This window comes from Polynucleobacter sp. 80A-SIGWE, assembly GCF_018882295.1.
In the GTDB taxonomy this organism is placed as follows: Bacteria; Pseudomonadota; Gammaproteobacteria; order Burkholderiales; family Burkholderiaceae; genus Polynucleobacter.
This window is the reverse complement of record NZ_JACVOR010000001.1, coordinates 25,591-38,437: the sequence shown is the minus strand read 5'-3', so window position 1 is coordinate 38,437 and position 12,847 is coordinate 25,591. Positions and strand designations below refer to the sequence as shown.

Sequence of the window (12,847 nt, the reverse complement as noted above, 5' to 3'; positions counted from 1 at the left end):
TTGTAGCGCCTAGTAGTTAAAACTAAAATATATAAAAGTACGGAGACATTATGGATTTTTCAGCATTTTCAGATGCAACCTTTTGGGCTGCATTACTCTCAATCATCGTTGCCAATATTTTGTTATCTGGTGATAACGCGGTTGTTATTGCTTTAGCATCCCGCAACTTACCACCCGCTCAGCAAAAGAAAGCCATTTTCTGGGGCAGTGCTGCAGCCATCATTTTGCGCGTAGTACTCACAATTACCGCAGTTGCTCTTTTAACTCTCCCTTACTTAAAAATCGTTGGCGGCTTGCTGTTGCTCTACATCGGTATTCAGTTGTTGTCTGATAGCGGTGGTGAAGAGCATATGGAAGCAAAGACCAGTATCTGGGCTGCTATTCGTACGATCTTGATTGCCGATTTGGTGATGAGTTTGGATAACGTTTTGGCAGTTGCAGCAGCGGCCCAAAAAGGTCCAGAGGAAACTCGCTTACTCTTGTTGATTATCGGTTTGGGAATGTCCATTCCATTGATCATCTTTGGTAGCGCTATGTTGCTAAAAGTGATGGAGCGCTTCCCAATCATCATTACTTTGGGTGCGGGTCTATTGGGCTTGTTGGCTGGTGGAATGTTGGTGGATGATCCAGCAATCAAAGACAGCATTCAGGCCGCTATGGGCGATGCTAAATTGGCCTTTGAAATTATTGGCGTGGCGATAGTTATTCTTGTTGGTACTTACTTCAAGAAAAGAAATTCGGCTAAAGCAGCGCACTAATTTTTTCTCGCATAAATCAGAAAAGCCGGCCTTCAAAGCCGGCTTTTCTTACGTTTGGACATCTTGAGTGCGTTGAGTATAGACTGGATGATGAGGGGTTTAACACTCAGGAGCCAATAAGTATGTCTACACAAGATCAGCAGCAAGATTCTGGATTTACCTTGATTGAGGTGATGGTGGTAGTTGCCATCATTGGTATTTTGGTAGCCGTTGCCGTTCCTCAGTATCAAGACTACATCGCGCGTAGTCGCATCGTAGAGGGCATGAATCTTTCCTCTAGCGCAAAGCTGGCTGTGACCGAGGCATTTGCCAGTAGAGGCACGGTGCCGATGGATGAAGCAACTAGCGGTTCATTTACGTTTGTACCAACACGCAGTGTGAAGCTAATTGAGATCACGCCTTCTGGTGCTATTGCAATCGACTTTCAAAACAATGTTGCACCAGAAAATAAGAACACATTGCATCTCATTCCGACGAATGACCCAGATGCTAATATTCCTAAATCGATTGATTTATCCAAACCAGAGGGATCAACTTGGGCTGGCGGTTGGTCATGTCGTTCTACTGAAACCAATTTGTTGCCTCAACTCCTACCTTCGGAGTGTCGCATCAGTAAATAAGATATGAATCAGGCGGGATAGACTTGGAGAGGCTTGTATTCCATTGAGCCCCTAGATTAATATGGACTTGTATTCTTTGAGTCGAAAGGTCGATAGTGATACAAGAAAAAGCCATCATATTTTTTCGTCGTGTTTCCGAGGCGACCCCCGCTTGCTTATTGGTAATGGTGCATGGAGATCTCAGCGCCATCACTCTGGCCCATTGGGAGACTGCGCTGAGAACAGGTGCTATTACTGGAGCTGTATTAGTTCTGCTATCTTTTATTGAATCTAAAAAGTGGCTCCATAATCGCTATGTGACAGGAGCTTTAACTGGGATTGCTACTGCTGCTTCAGATTTTATTGCTCATCCAGCCGCAATTTCAGCGGAAGCGATTATTACGGGTGCAGCTGCGGCGGCCCTCTGTGTTCTGTACTCTTTTATTGTTAAAGATTAGTCATATTGGTTGGAGTAATTAGCTTGACTTCCACTCACCAGACTTGCCGCCACTCTTCTCAAGTAGGTGGACATCACCCATCACCATGCCTCTATCAACTGCTTTTGCCATATCGTAAATTGTGAGTAGGGCGACTTGGACTGCGGTGAGGGCTTCCATTTCTACGCCAGTGGGGCCGGTGGTCTCAGCCCTGACTTGGCAAGTGATGCTGCTGCTATCTTTGTTGAGAACAAACTCTAGACTCACGTGTGTCAAAGCTAGCGGATGACAGAGGGGTATTAAGTCCGAAGTCTTTTTGGATGCCTGAATGCCCGCAATTCGGGCGATACCTAAAACATCCCCCTTTTTATGGGTGCCCCCCTCGATCATGCCAAAGGTTTCTGGCAGCATAGTGATCTTGCCTGTAGCGATAGCAATCCGATGGGTATTGGGCTTATCTCCAACGTTGACCATATGGGCTTGCCCGCTGGCATCAAAATGAGTTAGTTTGTTCATGGGATAAGTTTTACCATATAGGGATGCAAGTCATAAAGACATCACAAAAATCATCGTTATTTAAGCGAATTTTGGCCGGTCAGCTGATTCTGGCCTTGGCTTGTCCGAGTGCTGGCTTTGTGTATGCGGCTGGACCGGCGCCCTCATCTGTAACGGGTGATGTATCCGTGCAAGGTGAGTCTGCTGCTTTGCAGAACTTAGGTAGGGCAGTTCAGTCACCTGATGCCCGCTCTTCGAATCTGCCCTCTCGCAATACACCTCAAACTCAAGGAGCCTTTGTTCTTCCTGATATGGGTGATCCTGGTGGTGATAGCTTAAGTCGTATGGATGAGAAAAAGTATGGCGAAATGATCATGCGACAGATTCGTCCAGATGCAGATTATTCAAATGATTTGCCAATCTATGATTTTTTAAATCAAATGGAGCGACGCTTATTGCAAGCGGCAAAACGTTTGCAATTGGGCGGGGCTAATGAGCAAGGTAGCGGAGCCTATAACTTTGAGGTGTTCGCTGTTAAAGACAGCAGTATTAATGCGTTCGCATTGCCTGGTGGATTTATTGGATTTCATACGGGACTGTTGGTTAGTGCTGAAACAGATTCAGAAGTGGCTTCGGTAATGGGGCATGAGACTGGTCACGTCTTGCAACGTCACCTTGCGCGTCAGATGGACAAGCAAGCTACCAATACGATGATCGCTTTAGCTGGCATGGTGCTAGGTGCATTAGCGGCTTCCCGTAATCCAGGCGCCGCCTCTGGGCTTATGCAGGGTGGTCAGGCCTTGGCTGTAAATAACCAACTCTCCTACTCAAGAGATGCTGAGCGCGAGGCGGACCGCATTGGCTTTCAGATTCTTGCTGCGAGTGGTTATGACGTCAATGGCGCCCCAGGCTTCTTCCAAAGATTGCAAAAGGCAACCGGGATTATGGATAGTGGCGTCCCATCCTATGTACGTACTCACCCATTAACTACCGACCGTATTGCAGACATGCAAGATCGTGCTCGTAATATTGCCAACAGAAATGTCCCGACATCTGTAGAGTTTTATTTCATAAAGGCACGCGCTCGCATGGAGCAGTCTGGAAGCTCTAGTCAGATGTATGACTTAAAAAATACCTTTGAGGGTTTGAGTAAGCAGTCCGCTCCCGGAAAGCAGATGGAAGGCTTTTATGGGCTTGCATTAGTTGCTCAAAAACAAGGTAAGTTCGATCAGGCTAGCACTTACCTGCAGCAAGCGCGCAATCTAGCCAATAGTGCGAGTGCCCCAGGATCACCTATTCAGCGGCAAAGTCTCTCTTTAGATATTACGGCGTCAGAGTTGGCATTAGCTAGGGGCAAAGGTGATGAGGCTCTGCAAATTGCCCAAGCAACTTTAAAGGCCTATCCACAGTCCTATGCTGCTGGAGCGGCAATGATGAATGCCTACCTCAAACTGGGTCGCACTAATGACGCCATTGCTTGGCTGAAGGCACGCACAAGGTTGCAGCCCACTGAGGTGGTTTGGTGGACCATGCTTTCTAACGCGTATGACCAAGCAAAGAATGTGCCAATGCGCCATTACGCTCTTGGAGAAAAGTATGCCCTTGAGGGTGCATGGCCTTCAGCCATTGAGCAGCTCAAGATTGCTAGGTCTTCTGGTGGCGCCGATTTCTATCAGGCATCCAGCATTGATGCGCGTCTTCGTGAAATGCAAAAGCAATATCAAGAGGAATTGAAGGAGCAGGGCAAAAACATGCCCAGCTAGTTAATTGCTTGGCGCTTTGATGAAGTGAAAGCGTTCACTGAGTTCTAGTGAGTGAATAGGTTCAATTGGCAGATCCTTGCCATCCCATTGCCAAGAACCTCTAAAACTACAGGCGTCTTCCATCACTTTAGACTGATCTGAGAATAGATCTAAATCATGATCATGTAGTAGCGCGACTGATAGCGATTCTATTTTGGTGAACACAGCACTATTGATTTGATCAGAGAGTGATTGCGTAATTAATCCGGTGATATAAATATTGCCTTTTTCATCACTCAGAGCACCCTGCGGTTGTATTTCAGTGCCGCACTGGGTTAAGAGTTGAGGGCCGTTTTCACTGGGAATGATTCTGGCAATCCATGGTGTGGCATCTAATGTGATGAAAACCCTTTGAGGACCATTCTGGAAAAAATATCTACCTAAAGAATCACACGCGTAATTTCTGGAAATAAATTCATTAAGAGCTGCATGCTGAATAACGCTCCCAGCTAATTGATTGGCTTGTGCAAATTCATCTCGCATGCGCCATTGACCGCGACGATCAAGAGCAAGCCAACCAAAGCAATGGGGAACATTGGGCCACTTAATCAGAGACCGCAGTACTTGCTCATCCATCAGATGGCAATCTTTTTAGCATTAGTAATTAATGCAATCCATGCGGTGTAGAAGGTGCATCAAAAGTCTCTTCAGTTGAATGACTTGCATGCAGGTGAGCAATGCGCCAGCCTTGACTGTCTTGTAGTAACACTAAGGTGATGTTGAGGAAGAACTCCGCCTCAATTTGATCAGCACGTAGATGCACGGCTTCAGTGGTGTCATAAACAGCCGCGCCTAAAACGGAGTGGCTAATACAGGCAATGGGCTCTAAAAACAAAGCCTGCTTGGCTAAGAGGCGCTCTAAGCCAGCGCGAATTTCTGCATGCCCACTGAGGCGTTGACCTTCTGGAAGTACGCAAGTAATCGAGTCATCATCTAGCCAGATTGCCAGAGCACCTTTGACGTCACGATGCTTTAAAGCATCGCGCCAAGCATCCACCACTTCATCGGCATTATGAAAAAGTCTGGCTAGTTTTGGCATGGCTTACTTTCTGGTGACTTAAGTTGATGTGGGCTTAATGAAGATTCTGAATTACTTCAAATACATTCTCTGGGGAGATGTCTTTCAAACACTTGAGATGCCCAAGCGGACACTCTCTCTTATGGCAAGGGCTGCATGGCAAGTTGAGATAAATGACTTTAGCTTTATCGGATAGCGGTGGTGTGTGGTGTGGGTCGCTTGAGCCAAAGATTGCTACTTGGGGTACTTTTAATGCGGCCCCAATATGCATTAAGCCAGAGTCATTGCTGACTAAGGCTTTACTCATGCCGATGAGCGCAATTGCTTCATCGAGTGAGGTATCGCCACACCAGTTATATATTTTGGAGGCGTTATTGGCTTGAGCCCTAATGCTCTCACCCAAAGCGTAATCGCCCTTGCTGCCTAGAAGAATGACGCGAGCATCTGCTTCATTGGCGATTAGCTGCCGCGCAAGAGTGGCGAAGTGTTCGGTAGGCCAGCGTTTCGTTACTCCGTACTCGGCACCTGGACACAGTACATAGATTGACTGGTCCTTAATTTGAGCTGCTTGTAACTTATTGCTTACAGACTGCTTGGCTAGGGCTGAGATGTTGAGTTGAGGATCTGCTGATTGATCAGCATCAATCCCTTTCGAATGACTTATTACATTGCAAAGTGCAAGGTAATGATTGGCCATTGGTGGACGATTGGTTTTGCTTGGATTATCTGAAGCAAAATTAATGAGCCCAAAGCGCATTTCACCACGATAACCAACACGTAGCGGAATTTTGGCAAGCCAAGGTATCAGAGAAGACTTTAAGCTGTTAGGCAGAACAAAGCAGGCATCGTATTGATTTAATTCGAGTTGCTTTGCGAGTTGCTTACGCAGGCCCCATTGCAATTGCTTGTGCTCTAGTCGCGCTTCAATGACTTGATGAACTTCTGCACAGGCGCGATAAATGGGTGCAACCCAAGGGCTTGCTAGAACATCAATTTGTGACTGGGGATAAATTACTTTGAGAGTCGCCAGTAGGGGCTGGGACATTACGGCATCACCAATCCAGTTGGGGGCGATGATCAGAATACGATTCATATGAGGTATCCCGAAACAGCACCCCGCTCTGGAGTGCTGATGGGCTTAATGCCCGTGGGGCTCGGTACCAGGAATGAGTTTGTACTCAGTGCCGCAATAAGGACACTTTGCTTCACCCGTTTTAGCAACATCTAGAAATACACGTGGATGTGAATTCCAGCTAGGAGTTTTATTGGTTGGGCAATGCAAAGGCAAATCAGTATTGCCATTCACCATTACAACTTGAGCTTCACTCATTCTCTGATTTCCTATTACTTAACGTAAGTTAACCAAGACTTGTACTGATCACTTCTGCCATAGACCGCATCAAAGTAGGTCTTCTGGATTTTCTCGGTAATCGGTCCGCGCTTACCGTCACCAATAGTGCGGTCATCCAATTCACGAATTGGCGTTACTTCAGCGGCAGTGCCAGTAAAGAACGCTTCATCAGCTGAATACACTTCATCACGAGTGATGCGCTTCTCGCGCAACTCATAGCCAAGATCTTTGGCGATTTGCATGATGGAGTTACGGGTGATGCCGTCTAAACAAGAAGCGAGATCAGGCGTGTAAATAATGCCGTTATTAACGATAAAGATATTTTCGCCAGAACCTTCAGATACATAACCTTCTGTATCCAGCAGGAGCGCTTCATCGTAGCCATTGGCCGTTACTTCTTGGTTAGCCAAAATGGAGTTAATGTAGTAACCAGAGGCCTTGGCGCGCACCAGTGAAGAGTTCACAAAGTGGCGAGTAAATGAGGAGGTCTTAACGCGAATACCCTTGTTAAGGCCGTCTTCACCCAAATATGCACCCCATTCCCAGGCAGCGATCGCAGTATGGATACTGTTGCCTTTTGGAGAGATGCCGAGTTTTTGGGAGCCAATAAAGATAATTGGGCGGATATAGCAAGATTCCAGCTTATTGCTATTTACCACCTCAATAATGCCGCTGCTGATCTGCTCAGGAGTCCAAGGCATATTCATCTGGAAAATCTTGGTTCCATTGAATAGGCGCTTAACGTGCTCTGGAAGGCGGAAAATGGCGGTGCCTTGGGGGGTTTTGTAGGCGCGAATGCCTTCAAATACACCCATTCCGTAGTGGAGACTATGAGTTAGCACATGAATATTGGCCTCACGCCAGGGAACGAGCTTCCCATCGGACCAAATAAAGCCATCGCGGTCGGACATCGACATTTTCTCTACCTTTTAAATATGTAATAAATAGGGTGATTCAATTCGGTAAAACAGGGTGTCAAGCCACTAGGGAGCCCCTGGGCCTGAAATACGTCTCAGCCTTTATTGTAGAGCAGGGAGCGGGGCGGGGTAGTCCAATTCCTTTGGGGTCTCAAGCCCAGACGATTTAGAATGGAGCATTCCAAATAAACCACTAAATTTGCCCATTCTCATGCCGGAAACTCTCTTTAAAGTAAAACGACTAAGTGAACTAGCTGCAGCAGGTCTTCTCAAGGGAAAACGGGTTTTAATCCGTGCCGACCTCAATGTTCCTCAAGATGATGTGGGCAATATCACCGAAGACACCCGTATTAGAGCTTCCATGCCGGCAGTACAAATGTGCTTGGATGCCGGTGCAGCAGTCATGGTGACCTCTCACTTGGGCCGTCCAACTGAGGGCGAATTTAAGCCTGAAGATAGTTTGGCTCCGGTAGCTGATCGCATTGCTACGCTCTTAAATCGCAAAGTGCCTTTAATCAGTGATTGGGTGGATGGTGGTTTTGAGGTCAATCCAGGCGAGTTGGTATTGCTGGAGAACTGTCGTCTGAATGTAGGTGAGAAAAAGAATAATGATGAGTTGGCCAAGAAGATTGCCGCTTTGTGTGATGTCTATGTCAACGATGCATTTGGTACAGCCCATCGTGCTGAAGCAACTACGAATGGTGTAGCCAAGTTTGCGCCGATTGCTTGTGCTGGTCCGTTGATGGCTGCAGAGTTAGATGCCCTGAGCCGCGCTCTAGCAAGCCCGAAACGCCCATTGGTGGCGATTGTGGCGGGTTCTAAAGTATCTTCAAAGCTCACCATCCTTAAAGCTTTAGCTGACAAGGTAGATGAATTAATTGTGGGTGGTGGTATCGCTAATACCTTTATGTTGGCAAAAGGTTTGCCAATCGGTAAGTCGCTAGCGGAGCCAGACTTAGTTGATGAGGCTCGAGAAATTATGGAGATTATGGAAAAGCGCGGTGCGCATGTTCCAATTCCTGAAGACGTCGTGGTTGCGAACGAACTCTCTCCATTGGCGCGCGCCAACCGTGTTCCTGCAGATCAAGTCGCAGAAGATGACATGATTTTGGATATAGGCCCTAAAACTGCTGCCCGTCTGTCGATCTTGTTGGCGCATGCTGGCACGATTGTTTGGAATGGCCCATTAGGCGTTTTTGAGATTGATCAGTTTGGCGGTGGAACCAAGATGTTGGCAGCAGCAATTGCCCATTCACCAGCGTTTTCGATTGCAGGTGGCGGTGATACCTTAGCTGCAATCGCGAAGTACGGCATTGAAAATCAAGTGGATTACATCTCTACTGGCGGCGGTGCTTTCCTAGAATTTTTGGAAGGTAAAACCTTGCCAGCCTTTGCGGTATTGGCTGAAAGAGCGAAAGACTAAATATGTTGAGAGCAACAAAGATCATTGCCACATTAGGGCCTGCATCAGAAAAGCCTGAAGTTTTGCGCGAGATGATTCGTGCAGGTGTGGATGTTGTGAGAATGAACTTTTCTCATGGCACTGTTGCTGACCATAAGGCGCGTCACGATTTAGTACGTAGTATTTCCGCTGAAGTTGGCAAAGAAGTTGGCATCATGGCCGATCTTCAGGGCCCAAAAATTCGCGTAGGTAAATTTGTTGATAGCAAAATTCTTTTAAAAGAAGGTGCGCAATTTATTTTGGACGTCGCTTGCGAGCTAGGCAATCAAGAGCGCGTAGGTTTGGATTACAAAGAGCTGCCACAAGACGTCAAGCAGGGTGACCGTCTTTTATTGAATGACGGCTTAGTTGTATTACGCGTAGAGAGTGTGAAGGGCGGAGAAATCTTTACCTTGGTAGAACAAGGTGGCCCACTCTCTAATAACAAAGGTATTAATCGTGCTGGTGGAGGCTTAACTGCTCCAGCCCTAACAGAAAAAGATATTTCTGATTTGGATGCGGCGATCGCGATGGGCGTAGATTTTCTAGCGATTAGCTTTCCAAAAGACGGTGCCGATATGGCATATGCCCGCAAGCTGGCAGATGCCGCGAGCGCAAAGCATGGTGTTGGCAAAGTCCGCACCATTGCAAAAGTTGAGCGCGCTGAAGCGATTGAGCCTGATGCGCTCAATAGCATCATTGCAGAAAGCGACGGCATTATGGTTGCGCGTGGTGACTTGGCGATTGAGGTTGGTAACGCAGCTGTTCCTGCTTTACAAAAGCGCATGATTAAATTGGCGCTCGAGGCTGACAAATTTACGATCACTGCTACGCAAATGATGGAGTCCATGATTAATGCTCCTGTACCTACGCGTGCTGAGGTGAGCGACGTAGCTAATGCGGTTCTAGATGGCACTGATGCGGTCATGCTATCCGCGGAATCTGCAGCCGGTATGTATCCAGTTCAAACGATCAAGGCAATGGCTGAGATTTGTGTTGAAGCAGAAAAGTCAGATCGCGTAAAACTAGATACGGATTTCTTAGATCAAACCTTCTCACGCATTGATCAAACGATTGCTTTGGGCGCGCTCTTTACGGCTCACCACCTCAATGCTAATGCGATTGCTGCTTTGACAGATTCAGGATCCACTGCGGTTTGGATGAGTCGTCACAATATACATTTGCCTATTTTTGCTTTAACTTCAAAGATTGCAACTCAGCGTGCCTTGAGTACTTACCGCAATGTGTTCCCTATTGGCTTGGATTACACCAAGCAACGTGATGCTGCCTTGCAAGAAGTAGAGGATTGCCTCAAGAAGTTAGGGGCGGTGAAAACGGGCGATGTAGTGGTGTTGACTTCAGGTGAGCCTATGGGTGAGCCTGGCGGCACGAACTCACTCAAGATTATTCAGGTGAAGTAGTCCACTGTTTAAAACATTTATTCAAATTATTTATTACTAACATTTTTAATTAAGAGATCAATATGGCTTTAGTTTCTTTACGACAACTCTTGGATCATGCTGCTGAAAATGGCTATGGCTTGCCAGCATTTAACGTTAACAATTTAGAGCAAGTTACTGCAATTATGGAAGCTGCTCATGAAGCAGACTCTCCAGTGATCATGCAAGCTTCTGCTGGTGCCCGTAAATATGCCGGTGAATCATTCTTGCGTCATTTGATTTCTGCTGCAGTTGAGGCTTACCCACATATTCCAGTCGTAATGCATCAAGACCATGGACAAAGCCCAGCAGTTTGTATGGCTGCCATTAAGAGCGGCTTTACTAGTGTGATGATGGATGGCTCTTTAGAGGCTGATGGTAAGACCGTTGCCAGTTATGAATACAACGTCGATGTATCCAGAGAAGTGGTGAAATTCTCCCACTCTATTGGGGTTACCGTTGAAGCGGAATTGGGTGTTCTGGGTTCACTAGAGACAATGCAGGGCGATAAAGAAGATGGTCATGGTGCTGATGGCAAGATGACGCGTGAGCAGTTATTGACCGACGTTGAGCAAGCTGCTGACTTTGTAAAAGCTACTCAGTGCGATGCTTTAGCGATTGCGATTGGTACTAGCCACGGTGCCTACAAATTTACTAAGAAGCCTACTGGTGACATCTTGGCAATTGAGCGCATTAAAGAAATTCACACACGCATTCCAAATACGCATTTAGTCATGCATGGTTCTTCTAGCGTTCCCCAAGAATTGCTTGCTGAGATTCGTGAATTCGGTGGCGATATGAAGGAAACTTATGGCGTGCCTGTTGAAGAAATTCAAGAGGGTATTAAAAACGGTGTTCGTAAGATCAATATTGATACTGATATTCGTTTGGCTATGACTGGTGCGATCCGTCGCTACCTGTTTGAAAATCCAAGTAAGTTTGATCCACGTGATTACCTCAAGCCTGCGCGTGAAGCAGCTAAGAAAGTTTGTATTGCACGCTTCAACGCTTTTGGTAGTTCAGGTCAAGCATCTAAAATTAAGCCAATTCCCCTAGAGAAAATGGCTGAGTTGTACAAGAGTGGCAAATTAGCCCAGATCGTTAAGTGAGATAAATATGCCAGCTTTGTACGCCACTTCTATTAAGTCTTTGCCTTTGCTCTCCAAAGGAAAAGTGCGTGATGTATATGCACTAGGTGATGACAAGCTACTAATGATCACTACCGATCGCTTGTCTGCTTTTGACGTAGTCATGGGTCAGCCAATTCCTGAGAAGGGTATTGTGCTCAACCAAATGGCCAACTTCTGGTTTGACAAGTTAGCCAAGGTAATTCCAAATCACTTGACTGGCATTGATCCTGAAAGTGTTGTGCCTGCTGATGAGGTAGACCAGGTCAAAGGCCGTGCAGTAGTAGCGAAACGATTAAAGCCAATCTTGGTTGAAGCAGTGGTTCGTGGTTACTTGGCTGGTAGCGGTTGGAAAGATTACAAAGAGACTGGAAAAGTTTGCGGGATTGCATTGCCAGAAGGTTTGGAGAATGCACAGAAGTTGCCTGAACCTATTTTTACTCCTGCAGCTAAAGCAGAAGTAGGTGAGCATGATGAAAACATTTCATTTGAAAAAGTGATCGAGACGATTGGTGAGAAGTTGGCCAATCAGATTCGTGAAGTCAGCATTCGTTTGTATAAAGAGGCTTCTGAATATGCTGCAACTCGCGGGATCATCATTGCTGATACCAAGTTTGAATTTGGCCTAGATGATGCTGGCCAGCTGGTATTGATGGACGAAATCCTCACCGCTGATTCTTCCCGCTTTTGGCCTGCTGAAACCTACTATGTGGGTGCCAACCCCCCTTCCTATGACAAGCAATTTGTTCGTGACTGGCTAGAAACAGCCATGGTCGACGGTAAGCTTTGGCAAAAAACAGCCCCAGCACCTGCTTTGCCGGCCGATGTAATCGATAAAACGGCGGAAAAGTACCGCGAAGCCCTCACTCGCTTAACTAAGGCCTAATTTCCTTGAAGCCCTAAAAAGGCTGGGATAATAAGGCCTTAGATAGATTAACGATGTAGATCAGGGCATTTGGAGAGGTAAATGAGCAAAAAGCCAGTAGTCGGAATAGTAATGGGATCCAATTCAGATTGGGACACCATGCAGCACGCTGCTCAAATGCTGGAGCACTTTGGCATTGCACATGAGGCTAAAGTGGTTTCCGCTCATCGCATGCCAGACGATATGTTTGCGTATGCAGAAAATGCTTCTAAAAATGGTCTCAAGGCAATTATTGCTGGTGCTGGTGGTGCTGCGCATTTACCAGGCATGTTGGCATCGAAAACAATTGTGCCTATCTATGGCGTTCCGGTTGCTAGTAAATATTTACGGGGTGAAGATTCGCTGTATTCCATCGTGCAAATGCCTAAGGGTGTTCCGGTGGCGACATTTGCTATTGGTGAAGCAGGCGCTGCAAATGCAGCTTTGCATGTGATTGCCAATTTGGCGGTCAATGATCCTGCTTTAGCAAAGCAGCTAGAAGAGTTCCGTGCGAAGCAGTCCGATACTGCGCGCTCCATGAATTTGCCGGGATATTAAA

Annotated in this window: 15 protein-coding genes; 9 read left to right on the top strand and 6 right to left on the bottom strand. The window is 46.6% G+C overall.

Annotated elements, in window-relative coordinates:
* Positions 1–50: 50 nt before the first annotated feature.
* From ICN25_RS00165 to ICN25_RS00155, 3 genes are all read left to right on the top strand, one after another.
* Positions 51–758: a TerC family protein gene (locus ICN25_RS00165; RefSeq protein WP_216178502.1), complete on the top strand. Its 708-nt coding sequence runs from the start codon at positions 51–53 to the stop codon at positions 756–758.
* A 122-nt stretch (positions 759–880) separates the two neighbouring features.
* Positions 881–1,378, top strand: coding sequence for a pilin (locus ICN25_RS00160; RefSeq protein WP_216178501.1), 498 nt, complete (start codon positions 881–883; stop codon positions 1,376–1,378).
* A gap of 95 nt (positions 1,379–1,473) precedes the next feature.
* Positions 1,474–1,815, top strand: a complete 342-nt coding sequence (locus tag ICN25_RS00155; protein ID WP_216178500.1) for a hypothetical protein — start codon at positions 1,474–1,476, stop codon at positions 1,813–1,815.
* Positions 1,816–1,833: 18 nt separating this feature from the next.
* Here ICN25_RS00155 and moaC read toward each other — a convergent pair whose 3' ends face one another.
* Positions 1,834–2,310 (bottom strand): cyclic pyranopterin monophosphate synthase MoaC, encoded by a 477-nt coding sequence (moaC, locus tag ICN25_RS00150; protein WP_216178499.1) that lies wholly within the window; start codon positions 2,308–2,310, stop codon positions 1,834–1,836.
* A gap of 23 nt (positions 2,311–2,333) precedes the next feature.
* On the opposite strand from moaC, the gene ICN25_RS00145 reads away from it, so the two are divergent.
* Positions 2,334–4,052, top strand: a complete 1,719-nt coding sequence (locus tag ICN25_RS00145; RefSeq protein ID WP_216178498.1) for a M48 family metalloprotease — start codon at positions 2,334–2,336, stop codon at positions 4,050–4,052.
* Here ICN25_RS00145 and ICN25_RS00140 read toward each other — a convergent pair whose 3' ends face one another.
* Genes ICN25_RS00140 through ICN25_RS00120 form a run of 5 tightly spaced genes read right to left on the bottom strand, consistent with a single transcriptional unit; the run spans position 4,053 to position 7,377 of the window.
* The gene (locus ICN25_RS00140; protein ID WP_216178497.1) at positions 4,053–4,667 is read right to left on the bottom strand and encodes a DUF2946 family protein; all 615 of its coding nucleotides are present in this window, start codon (positions 4,665–4,667) and stop codon (positions 4,053–4,055) included.
* Between the two features lie 28 nt (positions 4,668–4,695).
* Positions 4,696–5,130, bottom strand: a complete 435-nt coding sequence (locus tag ICN25_RS00135; protein WP_216178496.1) for a nuclear transport factor 2 family protein — start codon at positions 5,128–5,130, stop codon at positions 4,696–4,698.
* A gap of 34 nt (positions 5,131–5,164) precedes the next feature.
* Positions 5,165–6,202, bottom strand: coding sequence for a lipopolysaccharide heptosyltransferase II (waaF, locus tag ICN25_RS00130; RefSeq protein WP_216178495.1), 1,038 nt, complete (start codon positions 6,200–6,202; stop codon positions 5,165–5,167).
* 45 nt (positions 6,203–6,247) lie between these two features.
* Positions 6,248–6,439, bottom strand: a complete 192-nt coding sequence (locus ICN25_RS00125) for a zinc-finger domain-containing protein (protein ID WP_015421968.1) — start codon at positions 6,437–6,439, stop codon at positions 6,248–6,250.
* A 14-nt stretch (positions 6,440–6,453) separates the two neighbouring features.
* Entirely contained in the window at positions 6,454–7,377 is a 924-nt protein-coding gene (locus ICN25_RS00120) for a branched-chain amino acid transaminase (protein WP_216178494.1), read from the bottom strand.
* Between the two features lie 211 nt (positions 7,378–7,588).
* Here ICN25_RS00120 and ICN25_RS00115 point away from each other — a divergent pair, with 211 nt between their 5' ends.
* From ICN25_RS00115 to purE, 5 genes are all read left to right on the top strand, one after another.
* Positions 7,589–8,800: a phosphoglycerate kinase gene (locus tag ICN25_RS00115; RefSeq protein WP_216178493.1), complete on the top strand. Its 1,212-nt coding sequence runs from the start codon at positions 7,589–7,591 to the stop codon at positions 8,798–8,800.
* 2 nt (positions 8,801–8,802) lie between these two features.
* A complete protein-coding gene (gene pyk / locus ICN25_RS00110) occupies positions 8,803–10,239 on the top strand; it encodes a pyruvate kinase (RefSeq protein WP_216178492.1) in 1,437 nt (478 codons plus the stop codon).
* 62 nt (positions 10,240–10,301) lie between these two features.
* Positions 10,302–11,366: a class II fructose-bisphosphate aldolase gene (gene fba, locus ICN25_RS00105; RefSeq protein WP_015421964.1), complete on the top strand. Its 1,065-nt coding sequence runs from the start codon at positions 10,302–10,304 to the stop codon at positions 11,364–11,366.
* 7 nt (positions 11,367–11,373) lie between these two features.
* Entirely contained in the window at positions 11,374–12,270 is an 897-nt protein-coding gene (locus tag ICN25_RS00100) for a phosphoribosylaminoimidazolesuccinocarboxamide synthase (RefSeq protein ID WP_216178491.1), read from the top strand.
* An 81-nt stretch (positions 12,271–12,351) separates the two neighbouring features.
* Positions 12,352–12,846, top strand: coding sequence for a 5-(carboxyamino)imidazole ribonucleotide mutase (purE, locus tag ICN25_RS00095; protein ID WP_216178490.1), 495 nt, complete (start codon positions 12,352–12,354; stop codon positions 12,844–12,846).
* The last annotated feature ends 1 nt before the right edge of the window (position 12,847 follow it).

Excerpts from the sequence above, each read along its gene's own strand:
- ICN25_RS00145 (WP_216178498.1), top strand. The coding sequence starts at position 2,334 with ATGCAAGTCATAAAGACATCACAAAAATCATCGTTATTTAAGCGAATT.
- fba (WP_015421964.1), top strand. The coding sequence starts at position 10,302 with ATGGCTTTAGTTTCTTTACGACAACTCTTGGATCATGCTGCTGAAAAT.
- ICN25_RS00140 (WP_216178497.1), bottom strand. The coding sequence starts at position 4,667 with ATGGATGAGCAAGTACTGCGGTCTCTGATTAAGTGGCCCAATGTTCCC.
- purE (WP_216178490.1), top strand. The coding sequence starts at position 12,352 with ATGAGCAAAAAGCCAGTAGTCGGAATAGTAATGGGATCCAATTCAGAT.
- pyk (WP_216178492.1), top strand. The coding sequence starts at position 8,803 with ATGTTGAGAGCAACAAAGATCATTGCCACATTAGGGCCTGCATCAGAA.
- waaF (WP_216178495.1), bottom strand. The coding sequence starts at position 6,202 with ATGAATCGTATTCTGATCATCGCCCCCAACTGGATTGGTGATGCCGTA.
- moaC (WP_216178499.1), bottom strand. The coding sequence starts at position 2,310 with ATGAACAAACTAACTCATTTTGATGCCAGCGGGCAAGCCCATATGGTC.
- ICN25_RS00120 (WP_216178494.1), bottom strand. The coding sequence starts at position 7,377 with ATGTCGATGTCCGACCGCGATGGCTTTATTTGGTCCGATGGGAAGCTC.
- ICN25_RS00115 (WP_216178493.1), top strand. The coding sequence starts at position 7,589 with ATGCCGGAAACTCTCTTTAAAGTAAAACGACTAAGTGAACTAGCTGCA.
- ICN25_RS00165 (WP_216178502.1), top strand. The coding sequence starts at position 51 with ATGGATTTTTCAGCATTTTCAGATGCAACCTTTTGGGCTGCATTACTC.
- ICN25_RS00135 (WP_216178496.1), bottom strand. The coding sequence starts at position 5,130 with ATGCCAAAACTAGCCAGACTTTTTCATAATGCCGATGAAGTGGTGGAT.
- ICN25_RS00160 (WP_216178501.1), top strand. The coding sequence starts at position 881 with ATGTCTACACAAGATCAGCAGCAAGATTCTGGATTTACCTTGATTGAG.
- ICN25_RS00100 (WP_216178491.1), top strand. The coding sequence starts at position 11,374 with ATGCCAGCTTTGTACGCCACTTCTATTAAGTCTTTGCCTTTGCTCTCC.
- ICN25_RS00125 (WP_015421968.1), bottom strand. The coding sequence starts at position 6,439 with ATGAGTGAAGCTCAAGTTGTAATGGTGAATGGCAATACTGATTTGCCT.